The organism is Pseudomonas sp. KB_15 (genome assembly GCF_052114525.1).
GTDB lineage: Bacteria > Pseudomonadota > Gammaproteobacteria > Pseudomonadales > Pseudomonadaceae > Aquipseudomonas.
In genome coordinates this window covers 124243-149441 of sequence record NZ_JBFREX010000004.1, presented here as the reverse complement: position 1 = coordinate 149441, position 25199 = coordinate 124243, and the positions used below count along the sequence as shown (strand labels likewise).

Below are 25199 nucleotides of genomic sequence, written 5' to 3'. Positions count from 1 at the left end.
TCAAGCCAGGCTTTTGCTGACTACTTCATACACATCGCTAGACAACTGACCCGAAGCACGAATCCGCTCCAGTTCCCCTTTCATCAGCGCCTGACGAGCATCGTCATACTTGCGCCAGCGAGTCAAAGGCGCCAACTGGCGAGAAGCAATCTGCGGATTGAAACCGTTCAGCTCGATCACCAGATCCGCCAGGAAGCGATACCCCGAACCATCCGCCGCATGGAAGTTGATCAGGTTCTGCCCGGCAAACGCACCGACCAGTGCCCGCACCTTGTTCGGGTTCTTGATGTTGAACGCCGGGTGCTGCATCAACGCCTTGACCCGTGCAAGTCCGCCCGGCAACACGCTGCCGGCCTGGACGCTGAACCACTGATCCATGACCAGCGGGTTGTCCTTGAAGTGCTCGGCGAAACTGGCCAGTGCCTTGGCTTTCTCGGCTTCGAACGGTGAATTGACCAACACGGCAAGTGCGGTCAGGCGCTCGGTCATGTTGTCGCACGCGTCGAACTGCTCCAGCGTCGCCGCCAGAACCTCTGGCTTGCCGCTGAGCATCAGGTACGACAGCGCGATGTTCTGCAGGGCACGACGGGCGAAATGCTCGGCTTCGGCCACATACGGCGTCTGCTTCGACGATTCGCGATTGGCCTGATAACGCAACCACAGGCCATCGAACAACGCATCGGCCAATTGCTTGCGGGCAAACTCACGGGCGGTGTGAATGGCTTCGACATCCGCCACTTCGCTGATCTCGGTCAGGTACGCTTCGCTTGGCAGCGAGAGCATTTCGGCGACCATGGCCTGATCCAGCGACTCGTCCGAGAGCACCGTGCGCAACGCCGACACCAGACGCTGATCGAGCACCAATGCTTCGCCCTTCTGCTGCTGGGCGATCAATTCCTGCAGCACCTGCACCGACAGTTGCTGGCCGGCATCCCAGCGGTTGAAGCCGTCGCTGTCGTGCTGCATCAGGAACATCAACTGGTCGCGGCTGTACGGGAAGCTCAGTTTCACCGGCGCCGAGAAGCCACGCAGCAACGATGGCAACGGTTGTTCGGCGATGTCGACGAAGGTGAAGGTCTGCTCGGCTTCGGTCACGGAAATGACCCGCGAGGTACCTTGCGCCGACGCTTCACCGAAAAGACGCAGGGCAATCGCTGCACCTTTGGCATCCAGCAGCCCCAGCTCGACCGGGATCACGAACGGCAGCTTTTGCACCTTGTCCGGGGTTTCCGGGCAGCTCTGGCGGAAGGTCAGGCTGTAGGTTTTCGCCGCGGCGTCGTAGGACTCGCTCACCGCCAGACGCGGTGTACCGGCCTGGCTGTACCAGCGCTTGAACTGGGTCAGGTCGACGCCATTGGCATCTTCCATGGCCTTGATGAAGTCATCGCAGGTCACGGCCTGGCCGTCATGGCGTTCGAAGTACAGGTCGCTGCCTTTGCGGAAGCCTTCGGCGCCGAGCAGGGTGTGGATCATGCCGACCACTTCCGAGCCCTTTTCGTACACGGTCAGGGTGTAGAAGTTGGAAATCTCGATGAAGCTGTCCGGGCGCACGGCGTGGGCCATGGGGCCGGCGTCTTCGGCGAACTGGTGGGTGCGCAGGTACGCCACGTCCTGGATGCGCTTGACCGTGGCCGAGTTCATGTCCGAGGAGAAACCTGCATCGCGGAACACGGTGAAGCCTTCCTTGAGCGACAACTGGAACCAGTCGCGGCAGGTCACGCGGTTGCCCGACCAATTGTGGAAGTATTCGTGGGCAACGATGGCCTCGACCCGCTGGTGCGCGGCGTCGGTGGCGGTTTCGGCCTTGGCCAGCACGGCGCTGGAGTTGAAGATGTTGAGACCCTTGTTCTCCATGGCGCCCATGTTGAAGTCATTCACGGCGACGATCATGAAAATGTCCAGATCGTACTCGCGACCGTAGACCTCTTCGTCCCAGCGCATGGATTTCTTCAGGCTGTTCATGGCGTGCTGGCATTTGTCGATGTTTTCCGGCTCGACGTAAATGCGCAGCGCTACGTTGCGCTCGCTCATGGTGGTGAAACTGTCTTCGACGCACCACAGGTCACCAGCCACCAGCGCAAACAGGTACGCCGGTTTCTTGAACGGGTCTTCCCAGGTCGCCCAGTGCCGGCCATCTTCGCCGGGACCGGAAGCGATCGGGTTGCCGTTGGACAGTAGCACCGGATAGCTGTGTTGTTCCGCGACCACCGTGGTGGTGAACGTGCTCATCACGTCCGGGCGGTCGAGGTAATAGGTGATCTTGCGGAAGCCTTCGGCCTCGCACTGGGTGCAGAACATGGTGCCGGATTTGTACAGGCCTTCCAGCGCGGTGTTGGTTTCCGGGTGGATCCTGACGCTGGTATCGACCGTGAAGGTAGCGCTGGTCGGGTGCAGGGTCAGGTGATTCTCGGTCAGCTGGTACTGTGAGACAGAAAGCTCCTGGTCGGCCAGGGTCACCGACAGCAGTTCCAGCTGCTGGCCGTCCAGCACCAGCGGCGGCAGGCCCGGGCCACGCTCGGGATTGCGGCGCATCACCAGTTGCGCATGGACCAGACTGTGGTCCTCGTACAACTCGAAGGTCAGGTGTGTTTCGTCGATCAGGTACTCGGGCGCCTGATAGTCCTTCAGGTAAATCATCTTCGGTTGTTCGGTGCGCATGCTGGAGTCCTTACTGATGCACGGCGAGCTGGTAAGCCGTGTATTTACGAATATTGATCACGCCGGTATCGAAGATCAGGTATTGGCCCTTGACCCCCATCAGCGTGCCTTCGGCAATCGGGTTCTTGTCCAGGTTGAAGCTGACAATCTTTGCCGGGTACTGCTCGACCGGGTAGCGGATTTCCAGCGGCTCGACACCGGTAACGGTCTGGATCGCCTGCAAGCCAAATCGCTCCTGCAACCCCAGCAGGCCTTCAGCGCAGCTGTCGAACAGTTGATCGCGAACCTCGGCCAGGTTCACCGCCACCGCATCGCCCTTGAGTAAAGCACGCCAGTTGGTCTTGTCGGCCACCTGGCTGCGGAACAGGTCCTCGACGAAACCGGACTGCTGGCGGGTCGATACGCGCATGATCGGCAAGGCCTGGCTCGCACCCTGGTCGAGCCAGCGGGTCGGCAACTGGGTAGCACGGGTAATCCCGACTTTCACCCCCGACGAGTTGGCCAGGTACACCACGTGATCGGTCATGCAGAACTTCTCGCCCCACTCCGGTTCACGGCACGTACCGGCGTCGTAGTGGCAGCGCTCCGGGCTCATGATGCAGACGTCGCACTGGGCCAGTTTGGTCATGCACGGGTAGCAGTAACCCTGGCTGAAACTGGTCTTGGTCTTGCGCCCACAATGGATGCAGTGGATCGCACCCAGGTATTCCAGGCGCACCGTGGTGCCGATCAACGGATTGACCGGAACCTCGGTTTCACCCAGACGCAAAGCATATTGCACGTTCGACCCGTCAAGGCGTGCCGACATTTTGCTGATTGCACCGCGGCCAATCTCGATCAATGGATGGCATCCGACTTGAACAGGATGTTCGGCACTTCGATCGACTTCGAGGCGCATTCCTGCGGCCCCATGTAGCCGGTACGCTGGTCCTCGGGCAGGTTCTGGATTTCCCAGGCGATCATCGCCTGCAGCGACAGCTCGCGTTGTTCGGCGGTGAGTTTGCCACCGTCGGACCATTTGCCGATTTCCACGGCCAGTTTCAGGCTCTCGTAGATATCGGAGGTGATGTTCTTGATCATTTCGTTAAAAGAGGACATTGGGTCTCCGTCTCTTTATTGCATATCTGAATTAGGCGGCCAGTTTACGGCGGTTATACAAACCGCCCAACAAACCGGTGAAGCATCCGATGAGTAACCCGCTGACATGGGCCGCGTTGGCGATTTCGCCGAAGCCGATCATCGAGACCAGCCCGGACAGGCACAGCAGCAACCACACCAGCATCATCACCAGCACGCCACGCGGCAAGCGATAAGCCGGGTTCGGCGCCAGCAGCTGGAAGATCCAGCAATGCCCGAGCAGGCCGTACAGTACGCCGGACAAACCGCCGAACAAGGTCGGGCCGCTGAAGTAATACTGGGCGTAGTTGGACACCAGGCTGAACAGCAAGGTCAGGCCGATCAGGTTGATACTGCCCTGGCGCGACTCGATGCGCCGCCCCAGCTCCCAATACCACATGCCGTTCATCGCCAGGTGCAGGATGCCGAAGTGGATCAGCATCGGCGTGAACAGGCGCCACCACTGCCCCGCCGCCAGGCTGTCGGCCAGCGGCGTGAAGTGAAGGTATTCGCCGACCACGCGGAACTCGAGGAAGGTCAGCCAGCGCATCGTTCCAAGGTTGTCGCCCAGCATGGTCACCGCGCCGACAATCAGGCTCAGCAGCAGCACCAGCGCGGTGGCCCTGGCATATTTCAATTGCTCGACGAACCCCGGACGCGTGATGGTCTGCGCCACCGGAATGTCCAGCTGTTGGTCGGGGTCACCCGCCGGAAAGCGTTCGTACAGCGCACGCACGTCTTCACTGATGTTGTCCGGCACCCACAGCACTTGCTCGCCAGCTTCTTCGCTGACCCGATGGGGCACCTGCATGCGCTTGAGCAGGGTGACGAACCCGCTCAAGTCCACAGCCAGGGGCAGACGCAATACCGCTACAGCACTCATTGCAGCACCTCCGGCCGCTCGACATCGACCCAGACGAATTTTTGCGGATCCAGGCGGGTTTCCTGATCCAGTCGATAGGCAACCAGTTTGCCGTAGAGCACCGCGCTGTAATCCAGACAAGCCAGGTTCGGCCGGATCGGTGCCGGTTTGCCGCTGCGCCAGTAGTGGCCGACGAACAACAGCGGCTCATCAATGCCATAGCGCAGCAAACTGTTCTTTTCGCTGGACGTCAGCGGCGTCCGGGCCACGGGTTCCGGCAGTGCATCCGGCTGGAACACGATGTCGCCGTAGGTTTTCGGATCGTCCTCCCAGAACTTGGTCCGGAAGAACGAACGTACCAGCCCATCGCCGCTGGTCATGGTCAGGCCATGGGGCAAGCGCATGTCCGTGCCGCGCAGCAGGCGATCGAATACGGTGCAGGCAAAGGAGCCCGACTCCGCCGACGCCTGAAGAAAATGCTCGTCGACACAACCGTTGGGGAACAACGCCCGCAGCGGCTCGATCAGCCCGGCATCCCAACAGGCATGGACCACGCGAAACCGCCCGGCATCGACGAACAATGGCAACTCGTAGAACCATTGCTGGAAGTCGTGCCAGTCACCCGGATGGTGTTCGAACTGGGTCAGGGTTTCGTGCAACAGGCGGGCATGGCGCGGCGTGTGCTCGCGCACGAACTGCTTGCCGCTGCCGGGCAGCGCCGGCGTACTCCAGCCCAGCGCGTTGAATTCATGGTTGCCCATGATGCACAGCGCCTGACCGGCCTCGACCATGTCGTGGACGATATGCAGCGCCTCGCGAATCCGCGGGCCGCGGTCGATGATATCGCCGACGAACACCGCCATGCGCGACGCGTGCTGCCAAACGCCCCCCTGCTTGTGATAACCGAGTCGGTCGAGCAAGTGCTCCAGGGTCAGAGCGCAACCGTGCACGTCACCGATAAGGTCGTAGCTACGCGCGGGATCGAGCATCAGTCGCCTCCACCCCCCAACTTGCTGCCCCAGCCGAGCTTGGTCCGGCAGACTTCGTAGTAGTTGTGGTCGAGCGGGTGAATCAGCCGCAACTTCTGGGCTTTTTTACTGACGGTAATGGTGTCGCCCGGTGCGCAGGTAAAGTGGTTCTGCCCGTCACACGAGACTTGCGGGTAAATCTGCATATCCTTGGACACGACGATTTTCAGCTCACTGTTGCCATCGACCACGATGGGTCTACCCGACAAGGTATGGGGGTACATCGGCACAATCACAATAGCGTCGAGCTTGGGATGCATGATCGGCCCGCCGGCGGACAGCGCATAGGCGGTGGAACCGGTCGGCGTGGCGACGATCAGGCCGTCGGCCTTCTGGCTGCAGACGAACTGGCCATCGATGTACAGCTCGAATTCGATCATCCGGGTCGATTTGCCTGGATGCAGCACCACATCGTTAAGTGCATCGCCCTGGCCGATGGCCTCGGCATGGCGGCGGACTTCGGCCTGCAGCAGGAAGCGGTTTTCCACCAGATAGTGGCCGTCCAGCACTTCGGCGACCTTGGTTTCCAGCTCATCGGGACGGATGTCGGTGAGGAAGCCCAGGCTGCCGCGGTTGATGCCGAGCACCGGAATATTGTGCTTGGCCAGCGCCCGGGCGGCACCGAGCAGGCTGCCGTCACCGCCGACCACAATGACCATGTCGCAGACTTCGCCGAGCATCTTGCGCGACGAGGTTTGCAGGCCGTGCCCTGGCAGCACTTCGGCGATGGTGTCTTCGAGGATCACGTGCAGGTGACGATCGAGCAGAAACCGTTTCAGTCGGCGGACGGTATCCAGCACCTGGGAACTGCCCAGGCGACCGATGATGCCGATATTGCGAAATTGCTCCATGGGGCTCCTGCGGGGATCTGCGTGGCGGCGAAAACCACGATTATGGGCGAAAGCCGCCCGTAGACAAAATCCTTTCAGCTTCAAGGGTGTGCCCGGGTTTCGGGCTATGCTCGCAAGATGATGCTATTTCCGGATTTGCTCCACCTGCCCCATCAGTTACGCCATCCCGAAGTGCGTGACCTGGCGTGGGTCATCCTCGCCCCGCCCATGCTGGGCGATACCCCGTGGCCGCAGCGTCACCCGTTGGCCGGCAGCGACTGGGTGCAGGCACCGCAACGGCTGGAGCATTGGCTGCGCCAGCTGGACCGGGACAGTTATGGCTTGCTGCACTGGCTGGCCCAGGCCCGGACCCGGCGCCTGGGTCTGTACTACGAACGCCTCTGGCAATTTGCCGTGCAGCATGCGCCGGGCATTGAGCTGATTGCCGCCAACATGCCGATTCGCCGCGAAGGGCACACCCTGGGTGAACTGGACATGCTGCTGCGCGACCGCGACGGCGTGCATCACCTGGAATTGGCGATCAAGCTCTACCTCGGCCCGCAATCCGGCGACGGGCACGACACCGCCCAGTGGCTGGGTCCGGGGTGCCACGACCGGCTCGACCGCAAACTGGCACACCTGAGCCAGCATCAATTGCCGATTTCCGCACGCCCCGAGAGCCGTGAGGTGCTGGCGTCGCTGGACATCCATGCGTTCAGCGCGCATTTGTGGCTGGGAGGGTATTTGCTATATCCGTGGCCCGGACAGGCAGCCCCGCCATCGGGTGCCCATCCGCAGCATTTGCGAGGTCGCTGGTTGCATCAAAAGGATTGGCCGGCGTTGTTGGCCCAGAGCCCCCCGGGGCGTTGGCAACCCCTGCCCCGCCATGCCTGGCTGGCGCCGGCGCATTATTCGGCGGAGCACACCTGGAACCCGGAACAGATGCAGGCGTGGCTCAACGACCTGGACCCGCTGGCGCCGGCACAGTTGCTGGTGCGCCTGACGGAAAATGCCAACGGCGACTGGGAAGAGGCCGAGCGACTGTTTCTGGTGGCGGATCTTTGGCCGAATGTGCCGGGTAATGCCTGATGTTTTCTGTGTCCGGGCTGGCCCCATCGCGAGCAGGCTCGCTCCCACATTGGGCCTCAGCCGTACTCCCGTTTTGTATCCACTGAAGATCCCTGTAGGAGTGAGCCTGCTCGCGATGGGGCCAGCCCGGTCTAAAGAGATAACCGCACAGCCAGCGCCGCCAATCGGCGAGGCTTGCCAACTCGGCATAGGACAGCACTTGTTCGTAACAGCCGAGGTTTTCGACAAACGCTTTGTTGCCGGTTATCCAACGCTTCGCAGGACAAAGCGCTGGCCATCAACATCAAACTTTCTTGTGCTGCTCAACCCATTGCCCATAGGCATTGATGAAACTTTGCAGGAACGGCTTGACCGACTCGGACAACTTGCCCGCCTCGTCGAACGCCGAACCGGCGTTCCCCAGATAGGCCTCCGGTTGCTGCATCATCGGCACATTGAGAAACACCATGGATTGACGCAGGTTGTGATTGGCACCAAACCCGCCGACGGCCCCCGGCGAAGCACTGATAACGGCTCCCGGCTTACCGCTCCATGCACTTTTGCCATACGGACGCGAGCCCACGTCAATCGCGTTTTTCAACGGCGCCGGCACCGAACGGTTGTATTCCGGGGTCACGAACAACACCGCGTCGGATGAGCTCACTTGTTGTCGGAAAGTACTGTAGGCTGCCGGCGGTGAAGCGCCATCGATGTCTTCGTTATAGAGCGGCAGATCGCCAATTTCGACGATGTTGAGCTTGAGATTGGCCGGAGCCAGTTCTACCAGGGCCCGTGCGACTTTGCGGTTGATCGATTCCTTTCTCAAGCTGCCGACCAGCACGGCGATCGTATAGACGTTGCTCATGGGAGTTTCTCGACTGTCCGATATGGAGAGCTTGTAGTTATAGATGACGATTCAGGCAGCGGGCGACTGAAAACGCCGTCCCTGACTATTTTTTTCCTGTAGGAAAACTTACCTCGCCCAAGTACGGTCTACAGTGCCGCAAATTGAGTGATTTATCTCCAGAGGTTCTAAGCAGATGGCAGCAGTACTCGTCGGTCAGTTCCATGCAAGAGACGCGGAAGGCCGTATTTATTCGGTGCACGAGTTCCAGGATTCCACCCCGGCGGCAGACGGTTCAGGGCCTGTCACCACCTACAAGCTGGCCATTGGCGACCGCCTCAACAAGGTCGACGACAATGAATTTCTATTGGTGCAAACCGGCATTACCATTACTCGCGAACCGCAAACCGCCAGCGTTTCATAACTCGTCGTTATGAGCAGAAGTCATATGCGCGGACTTGGGGTAGGATTCAGCCACTGACTCCTCCACCTGCTGAACATGGACTTCACGCATGCGCTTACGCCATATCGAAGTGATCCAGGCGCTCCTGCAGACCGGTCACCTGGGCACCGCCGCCGAATGGCTGCAGTTGCCGGTGGCCGAAGTCGAGCGTTTGCTGCGCGACGCCGAGGATCAGTTGGGTTTCATGTTGTTCGCCAGCGTGCGTGGACGATTGCAGGCCACCCGCGAAGCGCGGGAATTGCAGGTGGAAATTGTCCGGGTCTACGATGCGCTTGAACCCGTACAGCGCCTGGCCAACAGCCTCAGGCAATACCTGGCGGCGCCGCTGCGCATCATCTGCACCCCGCCTCTGGCTAACCAATTATTGCCACACAGCATCGCCGCCCTGCGCCGACGCCAGCCCGACGCGCCTTGCACACTGCTGAGCCAGCCCACCCGCGACATCGTCAGAAGCCTGCTGCTGCGTGAAAGCGACCTGGGCCTGAGCCTGCATGACCCCGATCACGCCGACCTCGATTGTCAGGTGATTGCCCAGGGCAAACTTCAGTTGCTCGCGCCCCACGGCTGGCTGCAACCGAAACAGAAATACATTTCACTGCAGGATCTGGCYGGCCAATCGATGATCGGCCTGGAAGGGCACGACCCGCTGAGCCCGGCGCTGGAAAACAAACTGCACGGTTTGCGCCCTGCCCCGGTGATTCAGACCCGGGTCCAGACGCATCAGATGATGCGCAGCATGGTCGAGGCCGGCGAAGGCCTGGCCATCGTCGACCCCTTCACCGCCCTCGGCGCCAAAGCCTCGGGACTGGACGCCTGCCCACTGGCGCCAGCGGTCCCGATCAGCCTCTACGCCCTGACCCTGAAAAACGCCGAACCTTCACCAGCCGTTCAGACCTTGTTGGCCATCATCACGGAACAAGCCGTGGCGATGCTGACGAACTGAACGGGTTTTCCAGCGGGTTTTCGAACAGTCGATACCAGAACAGCGCTACTTCAGCGGTGTTCGGATCAATGCCGCGATAGCGCAGGTGGTCGATCCCGCCAATCACGTAACCACAGCGCTCATAGAGCCGGCAGGCCCCCAGGTTGTTGTTCTGGGTTTCGAGCATGATGCCCGGGAGCTTTTTCTTGCGGCTCCAGAATTGCGCCACATCCAGCAGGGCCTTGGCCACGCCATGCCCTCGGGCCGGTGCGTGCACCGCCAGTTCGTCGATATGGGCAAAGCCGTTCCAGTTGGTGCTGACCACCAGGTGCCCCACGGGCTGGTCATCCAGATACGCCATGAAAATCGCGCTGTCGGCGCCATCGCGAAAGCTGATGAATTCCTCGGGGTCGATGCCGTAACACTTGCGATAGGGCGTGATCGGGGTGACCGGCCACTGTGCTACCGGTTTGCCGATTTCGGCCGCACCGTAGGCCGCGACTTCAAAACTGAAATCACTGCCCCAGATGTAGGCGGCAAAACCTTCATCGGCAACCCGTACCGACAACCCTGGGTAATTCGGATTTATAACCGGCTGCATACTGGGAAAGGTCCTCACTCCTTGATGCAATCGACGGTGTAGCACCGTCCACTGCCCTGATCTTCGTGTTGCAATCCGTGCACATCAGCAACGAACCCCGGAAAACTGCTATCGAACGTGCGGGCAAACGCCAGGTAATCGATGATCGAGCGGGTCGACTCGGTAAAGCGCTCACCCGGCATGATCAATGGAATGCCGGGCGGGTACGGCACCAGCATCACCGCGGCGATCCGCCCGTTCAGCGCATCGATCGACACGGCTTCGACTTCACCCCGCACCAATTGATCATAGGCGTCCGCCGGCTTCATCGCGACTTCCGGCAGTACGGTGTACATGCGCTTGAGGTGCCTGGCGGTGGCATTGCTGCGATAACAGGCATGCAACTGATCGCACAGATCACGCAGCCCCATGCCCTGATAGCGCGCGACATTTTCTTGCGCCACGCAAGGCAGGCAACTGACCAGGCTGACGTTGGCGTCATAGCTGCGCTTGAACTCCAGCAATTCAGTGAGCAGCGTGCTCCACTTACCCTTGGTGATGCCCATCGAGAACAATACCAGGAACGAATACAGCCCGGTCTTCTCGACCACCAGGCCTCGCTCCCAAAGGAACTTGCTGACCACCGCCGCCGGAATCCCGCGCTCGCTGAGGGCGCCACCAGCCGTCAACCCTGGCATCACCAGCGTGACCTTGATCGGGTCGAGCAATACATAATCGTCGGTCACGCCGCCAAAGCCGTGCCAGTCAGCATCGGGTTGGAGCAACCAGTCTTCAGTGACGACCCGCTCGATGCCTTCCGCCGACGGCGGTTGCCAGATCGAAAACCACCAGTCATCGGCAGCAATGTGCTGGCGCAAATTGGCCAGCGCCCGGCGAAAACTCAGGGCTTCGTCGAACATTTCCTGCAACAGCGAACGCCCGGCCGGTCCTTCCATCATCGCTGAAGCCACATCCAGCGAGGCGATGATGCCGTACTGCGGCGAGGTCGAGATGTGCATCATGAACGCTTCGTTGAAACGATCCCGGTCCAGTTGTCGGGCGCCGCCATCGCGCACGTGAATCATCGACGCCTGACTAAAGGCCGCCAGCAACTTGTGGGTGGAATGGGTGGTGAACACCAGCGGGCTGTCTTCATCACGGGACGTGCCCATGCCGTAGCGCCCGGCAAAAAATTCATGAAACGCCGCGTAGGCGTACCAGGCCTCGTCGAAGTGCAATACCTCGACGCTATTGCCCAGTTGCTGCCTGATCAGCTCGGCGTTGTAGCAGAGGCCGTCATATGTCGAATTGGTCACCACCGCGAGCTTGACCTTCGGTGAACGCCCCTTGGTCAGCGGACTGGCGTCGATCTTGGCCTGGATCGATTCGCGGCTGAACTCACTCAGGGGAATCGGGCCGATGATCCCCAGCTCATTACGTTCCGGACACAAGTACAACGGGATGGCGCCGGTCATGATGATCGAGTGCAGCACCGACTTGTGGCAATTGCGATCCACCAGCACCAGGTCATCGCGAGCGACCACCGAGTGCCAGACAATCTTGTTGGCCGTGGACGTGCCATTGATCACGAAAAAGGTGTGATCGGCGCCGAAATTGCGTGCCGCGCGCGCCTCGGCTTCAGCCAGGGGGCCCGTGTGATCGAGCAATGAACCGAGTTCCGGCACCGACACCGAAAGATCCGAGCGCAGGGTGTTTTCCCCGAAAAACTGGTGAAACGCCTGCCCGACCGGACTTTTGTGATACGCCACGCCACCGCCGTGACCGGGGGTGTGCCAGGAGTAGTTGGAGTCCGCCGTGTGTTGCACCAACGCTTTGAAAAACGGCGGCAGCAGGCCATCGAGGTATTTGCGTGCGGCGCGGGCCACCTGCCGGGCGAGAAAAGGCACGGTGTCTTCAAACAGGTAAAGAATGCCACGCAACTGATTGAGTTCGGCCATGGCGTCGGCGGGCGCGTTTTCCAGGGTCACTTTTTCGCCCAGGGCGAAGATCGGCAGATCCGGCGCACGCACTCGCGCCAGACCGATCAGTTCGGCCATGTTTTGCAATAAATGGGAATGGGTGCTGGCGTCCTCAGACGCTATCAACATGCAGGACAGGCCATGGTAGGTCGACGCCACCAGTCGTCCTTCGGTGTAGTCCACCGCCGAAACGACGCTGAATCCTTCCTGCTCCAGCTCCCGGGCAATCCCCCGCACGCGGTCGCCGGCGACGCTGTCGGCCTTGATGTCGCGATGGACAATCAGGACCGGGAATTTCAAATCTTTATACATTTGGCTCAGTGTCCTGAGGCGGCAGACCAGAGCCTGCCAGTCACCTCAGGGTAGAGTGTTGCAGCGGATGTGGCGAGTGTCGCGCCCCGAAATGGGTCATCAAATGCATGCCAGCGGTGCGGCTACTCGAAGATCAAAAGATCGCAGCCTCGTTTCACTCGACAGCTCCTACAAGGGAATGTGTAACCCTGTAGGAGCTGTCGAGTGAAACGAGGCTGCGATCCTTTCGAAATATCTACGCCTGCGCTTCAGCCTCGGCCAACTGCAACCACAACGCCGGAGCGCCAGCGGATTTGCTGATGATTTCCAGGCGCGCCGCGTGGCGAGCCAGGTCGTCATCGCTGGCGCGGATGATGCGCGTCGGCTGGCGGTCCGCCGGCAAACGGCGAATCTCGGTGGCCGAGTTGTCCGCCCCTTCCCCCGAGCCATTGCCATCGGAGGCGTTGCCGGCCAGGGACAGACTGGTCTGCCCCCCGGTCATGGTCAGGTAGACGTCGGCGAGAATCTCGGAGTCGAGCAAGGCGCCGTGCAGTTCACGGCCGGAGTTGTCGACGCCATAGCGTTTGCACAGGGCGTCGAGGCTGTTGCGCTGCCCCGGGTGACGTTCCCGGGCCATCATCAGGGTGTCGAGGATCGAGCAGTGCTGCGTGATGTCCGCGCGGTCCTGCTGGCCCATCAGGGCGAATTCGTTGTTGATGAAGCCAACGTCGAACGCAGCGTTATGGATGATCAGCTGCGCGCCCTTGATGAACTCGAAGAACTCTTCGGCCACCTCGGCAAAACGCGGCTTGCCCACGAGGAATTCGTTGGTGATGCCGTGGACGCCGATGGCGCCCTCGTCACTTTCGCGATCGGGTTGCAGGTACACGTGAAAGTGCCGGCCCGTCAGGCGTCGGCCGATCAGCTCGACACAACCGATTTCGATAATCCGGTGGCCGTCGGTCACCGGCATGCCGGTGGTTTCGGTGTCGAGTACAACGGATCTGGTGGCCATCAGTGCTCAGCTCTCAATCGGTCAATCGTGCAAAAGCGGCGATGTTAACACGCCCGCCGGGGTCTTTCAGGTGGACCGTGTTGCGCCCATCGCGAGCAAGCTCGCTCCCACATTCGATCGGCGTCGAGCACAGAATTTGTGATCGTCACCAGTCCACTGTGGGAGCGAGCTTGCTCGCGATTGCTGCAACTCGGTGTATCGGTGGAGCCTAAATCAGCCCTGCTTGTACCCGCGCACTTCATCCACGCCACGGTTGGCCAACTGGTCGGCCCGTTCGTTGCCGTGATGGCCGATGTGCCCGCGTACCCACTTCCAGGTGACCTTGTGGCGGCTGACCTGCTCGTCGAGCAATTTCCACAGGTCAGCGTTTTTCACCGGCTCTTTCGCTGCGGTTTTCCAGCCGCGCTTCTTCCAGTTGTCCATCCACTCGTTGATGCCTTTCATCACGTACTGGGAGTCGGTCACCAGCAGCACCTCACAGGGACGCTTGAGCTCTTCCAGGCCACGGATAGCGCCCATCAGCTCCATACGGTTGTTGGTGGTATTGGCTTCGCCGCCCCAGAGTTCCTTTTCAACGCCCTTGCACACCAGCAGTGCGCCCCAGCCGCCAGGGCCAGGGTTGCCCTTGCAGGCGCCGTCGGTGAACAGCTCTACGCTATCGCTCATGCCAATCTATCCAGAAAATGCGCTGGCCCGCCGATCGCTGATCGACGACGCCCGAAGCCGGGACAGGCCCGGCCGCAAATAAAAAGTGTGTATTACGGTTCGATGTTGCGACGGTTTACCTTGGCCATCGGCAAAGGAATCAACTTGCCCATCGGCTCGCGGCGTTCCTGACGGACCGGTCGCAAGCCCACCACGATCTTGCGCGCCACCAGCAAATAGAAGCCGCCGCCCGACAGCTGCCAGTCACCGGCCTTGCGTTCCCAACCGGCCAGGCGGGCCTGCCATGCCGGTGACGCAAGCGGCGGACGATAGCACCCGAAGCGGCGTTTCTCCAGCGCGAAACCCAGCAGGTTCAGCCAGTCCGCGACCCGTGATGGCGAAATGCAGCGCGCCTTGCGCAGCGCATCCTGGGCAAACACATGCCGCAGGCCCCAACTGCTCCAGGGATTGATGCCAATGATCAGCAGATGCCCGCCGGGGCGAACGCTACTTGCCGCTTCACGGAGCAATCCGTGGGGCGACAGGCAGAAATCCAGGCCATGCTGCAGCACCACCACATCGGCAGCATGCTCGCTCAGCGGCCAGGCCTGCTCCTCACAGACGATCTCGACCCCCGGCAATGGCGCGCCCAAGCGCACATTGCGCTGCACCTGCGGCGCTGACGGAGGGGGCTGGGCCGAAGGACCGTAATGCACCAGATAGCCACCAAAGAACCGCCCGAGCTCGTCTTCGAGCATGCGCCGCTCTTCGTCCAGCAGAAATTGCCCAAGGGGACCGGCCAGCCAATCGCGGGCCGCGCTGATCAACGCCAGCCAGTCAGGATCAGCCTGTGCGAACGCTTTATCAGTCATTGCATTCTCCAACACGCCAGGAAGTTCTAAGATGCGCCATTGATTTCCGTTTGGCGAATCCGACGATGATACAGATCACTGCCCTGCCTGCCTTCACCGACAACTACATCTGGCTGTTACAAGACCACGGCAGCAAGCGCTGCGCGGTCGTCGACCCGGGTGATGCCGCCCCCGTACAAGCCTGGCTGGCGGCCAATCCGGGCTGGGTACTGAGTGATATTCTGATCACTCATCACCATCATGACCATGTCGGCGGCGTCGAACAGCTGAARAAAGCGACGGACGCAAMGGTCTATGGCCCGGCCAGCGARAAMATCCCGGCGCGGGACGTTGCGCTCAAAGACAACGACAAGGTCAATGTGCTCGGCTGGGACTTCGACGTCATCGCGGTCCCTGGCCACACCCTGGGGCATATCGCCTATTACCATCACGGGTTGCTGTTCTGCGGCGACACACTGTTTGCCGCCGGCTGCGGACGGTTGTTTGAAGGCACGCCACAGCAAATGTACAGCTCGCTGACACGCCTCGCTGCGTTGCCGGAAGACACGCTGGTCTACTGCACCCACGAATACACCCTCGGCAATCTGAAGTTTGCGGCGGCCGTCGAACCGAACAATCCGGACACCGCCGAGCGTCTGGCCAAAGTCACCCGACAACGCAAATCCGCAATCATGACGCTGCCGTCGACACTGGCGCTGGAAAAGCTCACAAACCCGTTCTTGCGCGCCGGTGAAACATCCGTTAAAGAAAAAGCGGACGAACGGACCGGCACCGATAACTCGGCGCCCGATATGGTTTTTGCTGCTCTTCGAGCCTGGAAGGACAAGTTCTAAAGGGATCGCTCAAGGTTGCAACAATTCTGAAAGGTTGACCGCGCTGGGTGTGCTTTCTAGAATCGCCCGACATTTTTGCCCGGAACTTACTTCCAGCCAATGTCGTCACCTATTCGCAAAGCCATCAGTTCAGACGCATTGACCCGCTTGGCTCAAGCCATCGCGGTGGCTGTGTCCGCCACCCTGGCGGGCTGTTCCAGCCATGCGCCGCAGACCGATGCGGCGCACACGCCGAACATCGCCGCGCGCGCCAAGCAAAAGCCGATCTGGCTCAGCGAAAAACCCAGCCCGCAAATTCCACAGGACGTCTGGGAGCGCATGCGCCAGGGCTTCCAGTTGCAGGACGGGCTGGGTGTCAACCCGCGAATCGAGCAACAGCGCCTGTGGTTCGCCAGCAATCCATCCTTCCTCGAAAACGCCGGCGAACGTGGCAGCCTCTACATTCACTACATCGTCGAACGTCTTGAAGAGCGCAACATGCCGCTGGAGCTGGCACTGCTGCCAGTGATTGAAAGTGCCTACAACCCGATGGCCTATTCCCGGGCCGACGCGGTGGGTCTTTGGCAATTCATCCCGTCCACCGGGCGTTACTTCAACCTGCGTCAAACCCGTTTCTATGATGGCCGTCGCGACATCACCGCGTCGACCACCGCCGCGATGGACTACCTGAGCCGCCTGCACGACATGTTCAACGGCGACTGGTTGCTGGCCCTGGCGGCCTACAACGCCGGCGAAGGCACCGTCAGCCGGGCCATYGAGCGCAACGAGCGTCTCGGCCTGCCGACCGACTACTGGAACCTGCCGCTACCCTCCGAAACCCAGGCCTACGTGCCCAAGCTGCTGGCACTGTCGCAAGTGGTGATGGCGCCGGAAGCCTACGGCGTGAACCTCAACCCGATCGCCAACGAGCCCTACTTCCAGGTCGTCGAAATCAACCAGCGCATGGACCTGTCCAAAGTCGCTGAAGTCGCCAACATCGACGAAGACGAACTGTTCCAGCTCAACCCGGCCTTCAAGCAGCGCACCACCATCGACGGCCCGCAGCACCTTCTGGTCCCGACCTCCAAGGCGCAACTGCTGACCAGCAGCCTGCAGACCATGCGCCCTGAAGAATTGATCAGCAAAAAATCGCTCAAACCGGTCTTCGAAGGTGCCGACGACACTCAGGTCGCCAGCGTCAAGCGTTCCTACCGGGTCAAACGGGGTGACAACCTCGGCTCCATCGCCAAGGCCAACGACGTTGACGTGAAGGACCTGCAACGCTGGAACAAACTGACCGGCAAGAACCTCAAGCCCGGCCAGACCCTGGTCATGCAGGACAACAGCAAACGCAGCTCCGGGCGCGTCAACACCGTGATTGCAGCGAACACCAAGAAGCAGCAGACAACGTACAAGGTCCAGCAAGGCGACTCGCTGTACATCGTGGCCAAGCGTTTCAATGTCGAGATGCAGCACCTCAAACGCTGGAATCCTCGTGTCGGCCAGGCACTGAAGCCAGGTCAGATGTTGACGGTTTCCAACCCGCATTAAAAAACAGCCCCTGACTTCAGGGGCTTTTTTATGTCTTCACAGTTTTTGTGGGCTGCTCAAAAACCTGTGGGAGCGAGCTTGCTCCGGGCGGCGATCCGACGATGACGGCGTATCAGTTTGCATTGATGGCGACTGACACGCCGCCATCGCGAGCAAGCTCGCTCCCACAGGGATTGTGGCCCGACCGATATTGCGCATTAATCCCCGTCTTTTTCCTGTCCATACAAGCTGTTACTGTACGGTCCACAAAGCCCAAGCCGCCTGGATCGGATCCCCTATTTGAAGCGCCCCCTGCTCCTGCTCCTGATCAGCCTGGCCTTGAGCTCCACCGCAAGCGCGACGATCAGCGAAAGCCATGGTTATGCGCAGTTCGGCACGCTCAAGTACCCGGCCCGATTTACCCACTTCGACTGGGTCAACCCGCAAGCGCCCAAGGGCGGTACGTTGCGGGTGATGGCGTTTGGCACGTTCGACACGCTCAACCCTTACACCTTCAAGGGCACCAGCCCCGTCACCACACCGAACTTCCTGCAATACGGCATCAACGAGCTCAACGAACCGCTGATGGTCGGTACTGGCCAGTACGCACCGTCCGGTGATGAACCGGCGTCCAGTTATGGCCTGATCGCCCAGTCGGTGGAATACAACGAGGACCGCAGTTGGGTGGTGTTCAACCTGCGTCCCGAAGCACGCTTCCACGACGGCACGCCGATCACCGCTTACGACGTCGCGTTCTCCTACCGCCTGCTGCTCAAGGAAGGCCATCCGCTATACCGCACCAGCCTTCAGGAGGTGCTGCGGGTCGACATCCTCAATCAGCAGCGCATCCGTTTCGTGTTCAAGCGCGCCGGCAATCCGCTGCTGATCCTGCGCCTGGGCGAAATGCCGGTGCTGGCGCAGCACTACTGGAAAGGGCGCGACTTCAAGGCCACCACCTTCGAGCCGCCGCTGGGCAGCGGGCCGTATCGCATCACGTCGGTCACGCCAGGACGGCAGATCGTCTTCGAACGGGTCAAGGACTACTGGGGCAAGGACCTGCCGGTCAATCGCGGCAAGTACAACTTCGATCGCATGGAAGTGGAGTTCTACCGCGACAGCGACGTGGCGTTCGAGGCCTTCAAGGCCGGTGAGTTCGACATCTATATCGAGCATCAGGCGAAAAACTGGGACACCGGCTACGACTTCCCCGCCATACGCCGTGGTGACGTGATCAAGGCGCAAATTGCGCATCAGATCCCGACCCAGACTCAGGGCCTGTTCATGAACAGCCGCCGTCCGACATTCTCGGACGCCAGGGTCCGTGAAGCGCTGGGGCTGATGTTCAAYTTTGAATGGACCAACCGCACGCTGTTCGGCGGCGCCTACCAACGTGCCATGAGCTACTACCCCAACAGCGAGTTCTCGGCCAGCGGTTTGCCGGTCGGGCATGAATGGCTGTTGCTCAAGCCCTATCGCGAGCAACTGCCGGCCAGGCTCTTTACCGAGCCGTTCAGCCTGCCGCAGACCGACGGCCGTGGCATCCCCCGGGAGACCCTGCGCCAAGCCCTCGGCCTGCTCGCCGAAGCCGGCTGGAAACTCAATGGCCAGCGCCTGCAAAACGCCGCAGGGCAACCCTTGCGACTGGAACTACTGCTGGTCAACCCGAACCTGGAACGCATCCTCCAGCCTTACGTCGAGACCCTTGCCAGCATCGGTATCGATGCGCGGCTGCGCACGGTCGATCGCGCGCAATACAAGCAGCGCCTCGACCAGTTCGATTTCGACATGATTCTGATGACCCTCAACCAGACGCTCAGCCCGGGCCTGGAACAATGGCAGTACTTTCACTCCAGCCAGGCCGGGGTCAAGGGCAGCAAGAACTACGCCGGCATTACCAACCCGGTGGTCGACCATTTGCTCGAACAATTGCTGGCCGCCCGGACCCGCGATGAGCAAGTCGCCGCCGGCAAGGCCCTCGACCGTGTGCTGCTGTGGCAGCACTACATCGTTCCCAACTGGTACCTAAATTATCACCGTCTGGCGTACCGCAACCGGCTCGCCTTCGTCAGCACGCCGCCCTACACCCAGGGCCTGAATGCGTGGTGGCTGAAATCTTCGGAGAAAGATCAATGAAACCCATCCGCACCCTGCTCCTGCAGGCCAGCGGCCTGCTGTTCGCCGGGCTGGCCTGCGCCGCCCCGCAACATGCCGTGACCCTGTACAACGAGCCGCCGAAATACCCGGCCGACTTCAAACACTTCGACTACGTCAATCCGGACGCGCCCAAGGGCGGAATCTTCCGTCAGGCCGGATTCGGCGGCTTCGACAGCCTCAACCCGTTCATCAGCAAGGGTGTGCCGGCGGACGATATCGGCATGATCTACGACACCCTGGCCAAGCAAGGGCTGGACGAGCCGTTCACCGAGTACGGCTTGATCGCCCGGCTGATCGAGAAAGCCCCGGACAACGGTTGGGTACGCTTCTACCTGCGCCCCGAAGCACGTTTTCACGACGGCCACCCGATACGTGCCGAAGACGTGGTGTTCAGCTTCCAGATGCTGACCAGGGACGGTGCGCCGATGTATCGCGGCTACTACAACGACGTGGCGGAAGCAGTCGCCGAAGACCCGCTGACCGTGCTGTTCAAGTTCAAGCACACCAACAACCGCGAGCTGCCGCTGATTCTCGGCCAGTTGCCGGTGCTGCCCAAGCATTGGTGGGCCGACCGCGACTTCAACAAGGGCAACCTGGAAATCCCGCTGGGCAGTGGCCCGTACAAGGTCAGTGAAGTGAAGGCCGGACGCTCGGTGCGTTACGAGCGGGTCAAGGATTACTGGGGCAAGGACCTGCCGGTCAATCGGGGTTTCTATAACTTCGATGTGATGACCACCGATTACTACCGCGACAACACCGTGGCCCTGGAAGCGCTCAAGGCCGGGCAGTTCGACTACTGGCTGGAAATGACCGCGAAGAACTGGGCCAACGCCTACAATGTTCCGGCGGTTACCGAAGGCCGGCTGGTCAAGGAACAGATTCCCAACGGCAATCCGACTGGCATGCAAGGGTTCGTGTTCAATTTGCGTCGCCCGGTGTTCCAGGATGTGCGCGTGCGCCAGGCGTTGTCGCTGTTGCTGGACTTCGAATGGACCAACAAGCAACTGTTCAACGGCGCCTATGTGCGCACCCGCAGTTACTTCGAAAACTCGGAAATGGCCGCCACCGGCCTGCCCGATGCCGATCAGGTGGCGATCCTCGAGCCGTTACGCAGCAAGCTGCCGCCACAAGTGTTCAGCGAAGCGTTCCAGAACCCGGGCACCGACGGCAGTGGCATGATCCGCGCCCAGCAACGGCAAGCCTATCAACTGCTGCAGGAGGCCGGCTGGCGCATCGTCGATGATAAAATGGTCGACGCCACCGGCAAACCGGTGGTCATCGAGTTCCTGCTGGCCCAGACTGAATTCGAACGGGTGCTGTTGCCGTTCAAGCGCAACCTGAGCGACCTGGGCATCGATCTGGTGATTCGCCGGGTCGACGTCTCGCAATACATCAACCGTGTACGTTCCCGGGACTTCGACATGATCGTCGGCAGCTTCCCGCAGTCCAACTCGCCAGGGAACGAACAACGGGAATTCTGGATGTCCGCCGCCGCCGACAAACCCGGCAGCCGCAATTCCATGGGTCTGAAAGATCCAGTGGTCGATCAACTGGTCGAGCAACTGATCAACGCCGATTCGCGCAACAGCCTGGTGGCCCACGCCCGTGCACTGGACCGCGTTCTGCAATGGGGCTATTACGTAATACCCAACTGGCACATCAAGACCTGGCGCGTGGCGTACTGGAACCACATCGGCCATCCAAAGGTCTCGCCTAAATACGACATCGGCACGGCCACCTGGTGGGTCAAGCCCGACATCAAGCCGGCGATAGAAGTCGAAACCACACTGCAGGCCGCACCTGCGGGCACGGAGTAATCAGATGCTGGCGTATATTTTTCGGCGACTGCTGCTGATCATTCCGACCCTGTTCGGCATCTTGCTGATCAACTTCGTGATCATCCAGGCCGCCCCGGGCGGGCCAGTGGAGCAGATGATCGCCAAGCTCGAAGGCTTCGAAGGCGCCACCAGCCGCATCGCCGGCGGCGGTGCCGAAGTCTCGGTGGCAGGCTCGGCCTATCGCGGCGCCCAGGGCCTGGACCCGGCGCTGATCAAGGAAATCGAACACATGTACGGCTTCGACAAGTCGGCGCCGGAACGCTTGTGGATCATGGTCAAGAACTATGCGTCCCTGGATTTCGGCGACAGCTTCTTCCGCGATGCCAAGGTCATCGACCTGATCAAGGAAAAGATGCCGGTCTCGATCTCCCTCGGACTGTGGAGCACGCTGATCATGTACCTGGTGTCGATCCCGCTGGGGATCGCCAAGGCCAAGCGGCACGGCAGCCACTTCGACGTCTGGACCAGTTCGGCGATCATCGTCGGCTACGCGATCCCGGCGTTCCTGTTCGCCATCCTGTTGATCGTGGTGTTCGCCGGCGGCAGTTACCTGGACTGGTTCCCCTTGCGCGGGCTGACCTCGAACAACTTCGACGAACTGAGCATGGGCGGCAAGATCCTTGATTACTTCTGGCACCTGGCGCTGCCGGTGACCGCGCTGGTGATCGGCAACTTCGCGACCATGACCCTGCTGACCAAAAACAGCTTCCTCGACGAAATCAACAAACAGTACGTGATCACCGCCAAGGCCAAGGGCCTGACCAATCACCGCGTGCTGTACGGCCATGTGTTCCGCAACGCCATGTTGCTGGTGATCGCCGGTTTCCCCTCAGCCCTCATCGGAATTTTCTTCACCGGTTCGTTGCTGGTGGAGGTGATCTTTTCCCTCGACGGCCTCGGCCTGATGAGTTTCGAGGCAGCGATCAACCGCGATTACCCGGTGGTGTTCGGCACGCTGTTCATTTTCACCTTGCTGGGGCTGGTGGTGAAACTGATCGGCGACCTCACCTACACCTTTGTCGATCCGCGCATCGACTTCGAAAGCCGGGAGCATTGAGATGAACCTGTCCCCTCTCAATCGCCGGCGCTTCGAACTGTTCAAGGCCAACAAACGTGGCTGGTGGTCGCTGTGGCTGTTCCTGATCCTGTTCGGCGCCAGCCTCGGCGCCGAGCTGATCGCCAACGACAAGCCGCTGGTGGTGCATTACGACAACAACTGGTACTTCCCGGCGCTCAAGCGCTACCCGGAAACCACCTTCGGCGGCGAATTTCCGCTGGAAGCCAATTACAAGAGTCCGTACATCCGCGAACTGCTCAAGGCCAAGGACGCCTGGGTGCTGTGGGCACCGATCCCCTACAGCTACCAGAGCATCAACTACGACCTGAAAGTCCCGGCCCCGGCCCCGCCCTCGACGGACAACCTGCTGGGTACCGACGATCAGGGCCGCGACGTGTTGGCCCGGGTGATCTACGGCTTCCGCATTTCGGTACTGTTCGCCCTGACCCTGACCGTGCTCAGCTCGATCATCGGCGTGATCGCCGGCGCCTTGCAGGGTTTCTACGGTGGCTGGGTGGATCTGGCCGGGCAGCGGTTTCTGGAGATCTGGTCCGGACTGCCGGTGCTGTACCTGCTAATCATCCTCGCCAGCTTCGTGCAGCCCAACTTCTGGTGGCTGCTGGGGATCATGTTGCTGTTCTCGTGGATGAGCCTGGTGGACGTGGTACGCGCCGAATTCCTGCGCGGACGCAACCTGGAATACGTGCGCGCCGCCCGCGCCCTGGGCATGCAGAACGGCGCGATCATGTTCCGCCATATCCTGCCCAACGCGATGGTCTCGACCATGACCTTCATGCCGTTCATCCTCACCGGCGCCATCGGCACATTGACCGCCCTGGACTTCCTCGGTTTCGGCCTGCCGGCGGGCAGCCCGTCCCTGGGTGAACTGGTGGCCCAGGGCAAATCCAACCTGCAAGCGCCGTGGCTGGGCATCAGCGCCTTTGCCGTGCTGGCCTTGATGTTGAGTTTGCTGGTGTTCATCGGCGAGTCCGCTCGCGATGCCTTCGACCCGAGGAAGTGAAATGAATCAGCATAATCTGATCGAAGTGCGCGACCTGTCCGTCGATTTTGTCGTCGGCAATCGCTGCCAGCGGGCGGTCGAAGGCATCAGCTTCGACATCAAGCGCGGCGAAACCCTGGCCCTGGTCGGCGAGAGCGGTTCCGGCAAATCGGTAACCGCACACTCGATCCTGCGCCTGCTGCCCTACCCGCTCGCCCGGCACCCGTCCGGCACCATCGAGTATTCGGGGCAGAACCTGCTGGACCTGAAAGAAAAAACCATCCGCCACATACGCGGCAACCGGATTGCGATGATCTTCCAGGAGCCGATGACCTCGCTCAATCCACTGCACTCGATCGAGAAACAAATCAATGAGGTGCTGAACATCCACAAGGGCCTGACCGGCAAGGTCGCGACCAAACGCACCCTGGAACTGCTGGAGATGGTCGGCATCCCCGATCCGCACAAGCGCCTCAAGGCCCTGCCCCACGAATTGTCCGGCGGCCAGCGCCAGCGGGTGATGATCGCCATGGCCCTGGCCAACGAGCCGGAACTGCTGATCGCCGACGAGCCGACCACCGCACTGGACGTGACCGTTCAGCTGAAAATCCTCGAATTACTCAAGGAGTTGCAGGCCCGTTTGGGCATGGCGCTGCTGCTGATCAGCCACGATTTGAACCTTGTGCGAAGAATTGCGCACCGCGTATGTGTCATGCAGCAAGGTTGCATCGTCGAACAGGCATCGTGCGAAGAACTGTTCCGCGCGCCGCAGCATCCGTACACTCGGGAACTGCTGGCAGCGGAGCCCGGCGGCAAGCCTGCAAGCAACGTGATCGGCCCGCCATTGCTGGCGGTCGAGGACTTGAAAGTCTGGTTTCCGATCAAGAAAGGCTTGCTCAAGCGCACAGTGGATTACGTCAAGGCGGTCGACGGCATCAACTTCAGCCTGCCCCAGGGTCAGACCTTGGGGATTGTGGGTGAAAGCGGTTCCGGCAAATCGACGCTGGGTTTGGCGATTTTGCGGTTGATCGCCAGCAAAGGTGCCATCCGCTTTGAAGACCAGCAGCTAGAATGCCTGACGCAGCAACAGGTCAGGCCGCTGCGGCGGGAGATGCAGGTGGTGTTTCAGGACCCGTTCGGCAGCCTGAGCCCACGGATGTGCGTGAGCGAGATCGTTGGCGAAGGCCTGCGGGTCCACAAGATGGGCACCGGGGCGGAACAGGAACAAGCGATCATTGCGGCACTCAAGGAGGTAGGTCTGGATCCGGAAACCCGGAACCGCTACCCCCACGAATTTTCCGGCGGGCAACGGCAGAGAATCGCCATTGCCCGGGCATTGGTGTTAAAACCGGCGTTGATTTTGCTGGACGAGCCGACTTCGGCCCTCGACCGCACGGTACAACGCCAGGTAGTGGAGCTTTTGCGTTCGCTGCAAACCAAGTACAACCTGACGTATCTGTTTATCAGCCATGACCTGGCTGTGGTGAAAGCGCTGAGCCACCAGTTGATGGTGGTCAAGCATGGCCAAGTGGTCGAACAGGGAGACGCGCAAAGCATTTTTGCCGCCCCCCAACATCCGTATACACAGCAGTTGCTGGAAGCCGCTTTTTTGGCTCCGGCCACTGCGCAATAACC

At 60.8% G+C, this 25199-nt stretch carries 22 protein-coding genes; 10 read left to right on the top strand and 12 right to left on the bottom strand.

The window, feature by feature from the left end; genetic code table 11:
* Genes pepN through AB4Z35_RS07900 form a run of 6 tightly spaced genes read right to left on the bottom strand, consistent with a single transcriptional unit; the run spans position 1 to position 6515 of the window.
* Entirely contained in the window at positions 1-2658 is a 2658-nt protein-coding gene (pepN, locus tag AB4Z35_RS07925; protein ID WP_442096566.1) for an aminopeptidase N, read from the bottom strand.
* Between the two features lie 10 nt (positions 2659-2668).
* Positions 2669-3499 (bottom strand): DUF2797 domain-containing protein, encoded by an 831-nt coding sequence (locus AB4Z35_RS07920; protein ID WP_442096565.1) that lies wholly within the window; start codon positions 3497-3499, stop codon positions 2669-2671.
* On the bottom strand, positions 3496-3756 hold the full coding sequence (locus AB4Z35_RS07915) for a YeaC family protein (RefSeq protein ID WP_007988613.1): 261 nt from the start codon (positions 3754-3756) through the stop codon (positions 3496-3498). Before AB4Z35_RS07915 ends, AB4Z35_RS07920 begins: the two co-directional genes overlap by 4 nt.
* Positions 3757-3787: 31 nt before the next feature.
* On the bottom strand, positions 3788-4657 hold the full coding sequence (locus AB4Z35_RS07910; protein ID WP_442096564.1) for a rhomboid family intramembrane serine protease: 870 nt from the start codon (positions 4655-4657) through the stop codon (positions 3788-3790).
* The gene (locus AB4Z35_RS07905; protein WP_116261238.1) at positions 4654-5625 is read right to left on the bottom strand and encodes a metallophosphoesterase; all 972 of its coding nucleotides are present in this window, start codon (positions 5623-5625) and stop codon (positions 4654-4656) included. The genes AB4Z35_RS07910 and AB4Z35_RS07905 overlap by 4 nt, the downstream gene beginning before the upstream one ends.
* Positions 5625-6515 carry an NAD(+) kinase gene (locus AB4Z35_RS07900; RefSeq protein WP_007996366.1) on the bottom strand — a complete coding sequence of 297 codons (891 nt, stop codon included), beginning with the start codon at positions 6513-6515 and terminating at the stop codon, positions 5625-5627. The genes AB4Z35_RS07905 and AB4Z35_RS07900 overlap by 1 nt, the downstream gene beginning before the upstream one ends.
* Positions 6516-6632: 117 nt before the next feature.
* Between AB4Z35_RS07900 and AB4Z35_RS07895 the strand changes: the two genes are divergently transcribed.
* On the top strand, positions 6633-7583 hold the full coding sequence (locus AB4Z35_RS07895) for a DUF1853 family protein (RefSeq protein WP_442096563.1): 951 nt from the start codon (positions 6633-6635) through the stop codon (positions 7581-7583).
* A 283-nt stretch (positions 7584-7866) separates the two neighbouring features.
* Here the strand turns inward: AB4Z35_RS07895 and AB4Z35_RS07890 are convergent, their stop codons facing one another.
* Positions 7867-8427 (bottom strand): NADPH-dependent FMN reductase, encoded by a 561-nt coding sequence (locus AB4Z35_RS07890; RefSeq protein ID WP_442096562.1) that lies wholly within the window; start codon positions 8425-8427, stop codon positions 7867-7869.
* 175 nt (positions 8428-8602) lie between these two features.
* Between AB4Z35_RS07890 and AB4Z35_RS07885 the strand changes: the two genes are divergently transcribed.
* Together AB4Z35_RS07885 and AB4Z35_RS07880 are read left to right on the top strand one after the other, a co-directional pair.
* The gene (locus tag AB4Z35_RS07885; RefSeq protein ID WP_007996370.1) at positions 8603-8830 is read left to right on the top strand and encodes a hypothetical protein; all 228 of its coding nucleotides are present in this window, start codon (positions 8603-8605) and stop codon (positions 8828-8830) included.
* 88 nt (positions 8831-8918) lie between these two features.
* A complete protein-coding gene (locus tag AB4Z35_RS07880; protein WP_442096561.1) occupies positions 8919-9812 on the top strand; it encodes a LysR family transcriptional regulator in 894 nt (297 codons plus the stop codon).
* Here AB4Z35_RS07880 and AB4Z35_RS07875 read toward each other — a convergent pair.
* The 5 genes from AB4Z35_RS07875 to AB4Z35_RS07855 all read right to left on the bottom strand — a co-directional run bounded on the left by AB4Z35_RS07875 (position 9778) and on the right by AB4Z35_RS07855 (position 15173).
* Positions 9778-10392, bottom strand: coding sequence for a GNAT family N-acetyltransferase (locus AB4Z35_RS07875; RefSeq protein ID WP_442096560.1), 615 nt, complete (start codon positions 10390-10392; stop codon positions 9778-9780). The genes AB4Z35_RS07880 and AB4Z35_RS07875 overlap by 35 nt on opposite strands.
* Before the next feature lie 14 nt (positions 10393-10406).
* Positions 10407-12662: an Orn/Lys/Arg decarboxylase N-terminal domain-containing protein gene (locus tag AB4Z35_RS07870; RefSeq protein WP_007996375.1), complete on the bottom strand. Its 2256-nt coding sequence runs from the start codon at positions 12660-12662 to the stop codon at positions 10407-10409.
* Between the two features lie 235 nt (positions 12663-12897).
* Positions 12898-13656 (bottom strand): DNA polymerase III subunit epsilon, encoded by a 759-nt coding sequence (gene dnaQ, locus AB4Z35_RS07865; RefSeq protein WP_442096559.1) that lies wholly within the window; start codon positions 13654-13656, stop codon positions 12898-12900.
* A 213-nt stretch (positions 13657-13869) separates the two neighbouring features.
* Complete coding sequence (rnhA, locus tag AB4Z35_RS07860) at positions 13870-14322, bottom strand: ribonuclease HI (protein ID WP_442096558.1); 453 nt, start codon at positions 14320-14322, stop codon at positions 13870-13872.
* A gap of 92 nt (positions 14323-14414) precedes the next feature.
* Positions 14415-15173, bottom strand: coding sequence for a methyltransferase domain-containing protein (locus AB4Z35_RS07855; RefSeq protein ID WP_007996379.1), 759 nt, complete (start codon positions 15171-15173; stop codon positions 14415-14417).
* Positions 15174-15238: 65 nt separating this feature from the next.
* Between AB4Z35_RS07855 and gloB the strand changes: the two genes are divergently transcribed.
* From gloB to AB4Z35_RS07820, 7 genes are all read left to right on the top strand, one after another.
* The gene (gene gloB / locus AB4Z35_RS07850) at positions 15239-16006 is read left to right on the top strand and encodes a hydroxyacylglutathione hydrolase (protein WP_442096557.1); all 768 of its coding nucleotides are present in this window, start codon (positions 15239-15241) and stop codon (positions 16004-16006) included.
* Between the two features lie 99 nt (positions 16007-16105).
* Positions 16106-17536, top strand: coding sequence for a transglycosylase SLT domain-containing protein (locus tag AB4Z35_RS07845; RefSeq protein WP_442096556.1), 1431 nt, complete (start codon positions 16106-16108; stop codon positions 17534-17536).
* Positions 17537-17827: 291 nt separating this feature from the next.
* Entirely contained in the window at positions 17828-19648 is a 1821-nt protein-coding gene (locus AB4Z35_RS07840) for an extracellular solute-binding protein (RefSeq protein ID WP_442096611.1), read from the top strand.
* A complete protein-coding gene (locus AB4Z35_RS07835; RefSeq protein ID WP_442096555.1) occupies positions 19645-21486 on the top strand; it encodes an extracellular solute-binding protein in 1842 nt (613 codons plus the stop codon). Before AB4Z35_RS07840 ends, AB4Z35_RS07835 begins: the two co-directional genes overlap by 4 nt.
* Positions 21487-21490: 4 nt before the next feature.
* On the top strand, positions 21491-22564 hold the full coding sequence (locus tag AB4Z35_RS07830; protein WP_007999324.1) for a microcin C ABC transporter permease YejB: 1074 nt from the start codon (positions 21491-21493) through the stop codon (positions 22562-22564).
* 1 nt (position 22565) lies between these two features.
* Positions 22566-23585 (top strand): ABC transporter permease, encoded by a 1020-nt coding sequence (locus AB4Z35_RS07825; RefSeq protein WP_007999322.1) that lies wholly within the window; start codon positions 22566-22568, stop codon positions 23583-23585.
* A 1-nt stretch (position 23586) separates the two neighbouring features.
* Positions 23587-25197 carry an ABC transporter ATP-binding protein gene (locus AB4Z35_RS07820; protein ID WP_007999320.1) on the top strand — a complete coding sequence of 537 codons (1611 nt, stop codon included), beginning with the start codon at positions 23587-23589 and terminating at the stop codon, positions 25195-25197.
* Positions 25198-25199: the final 2 nt, after the last annotated feature.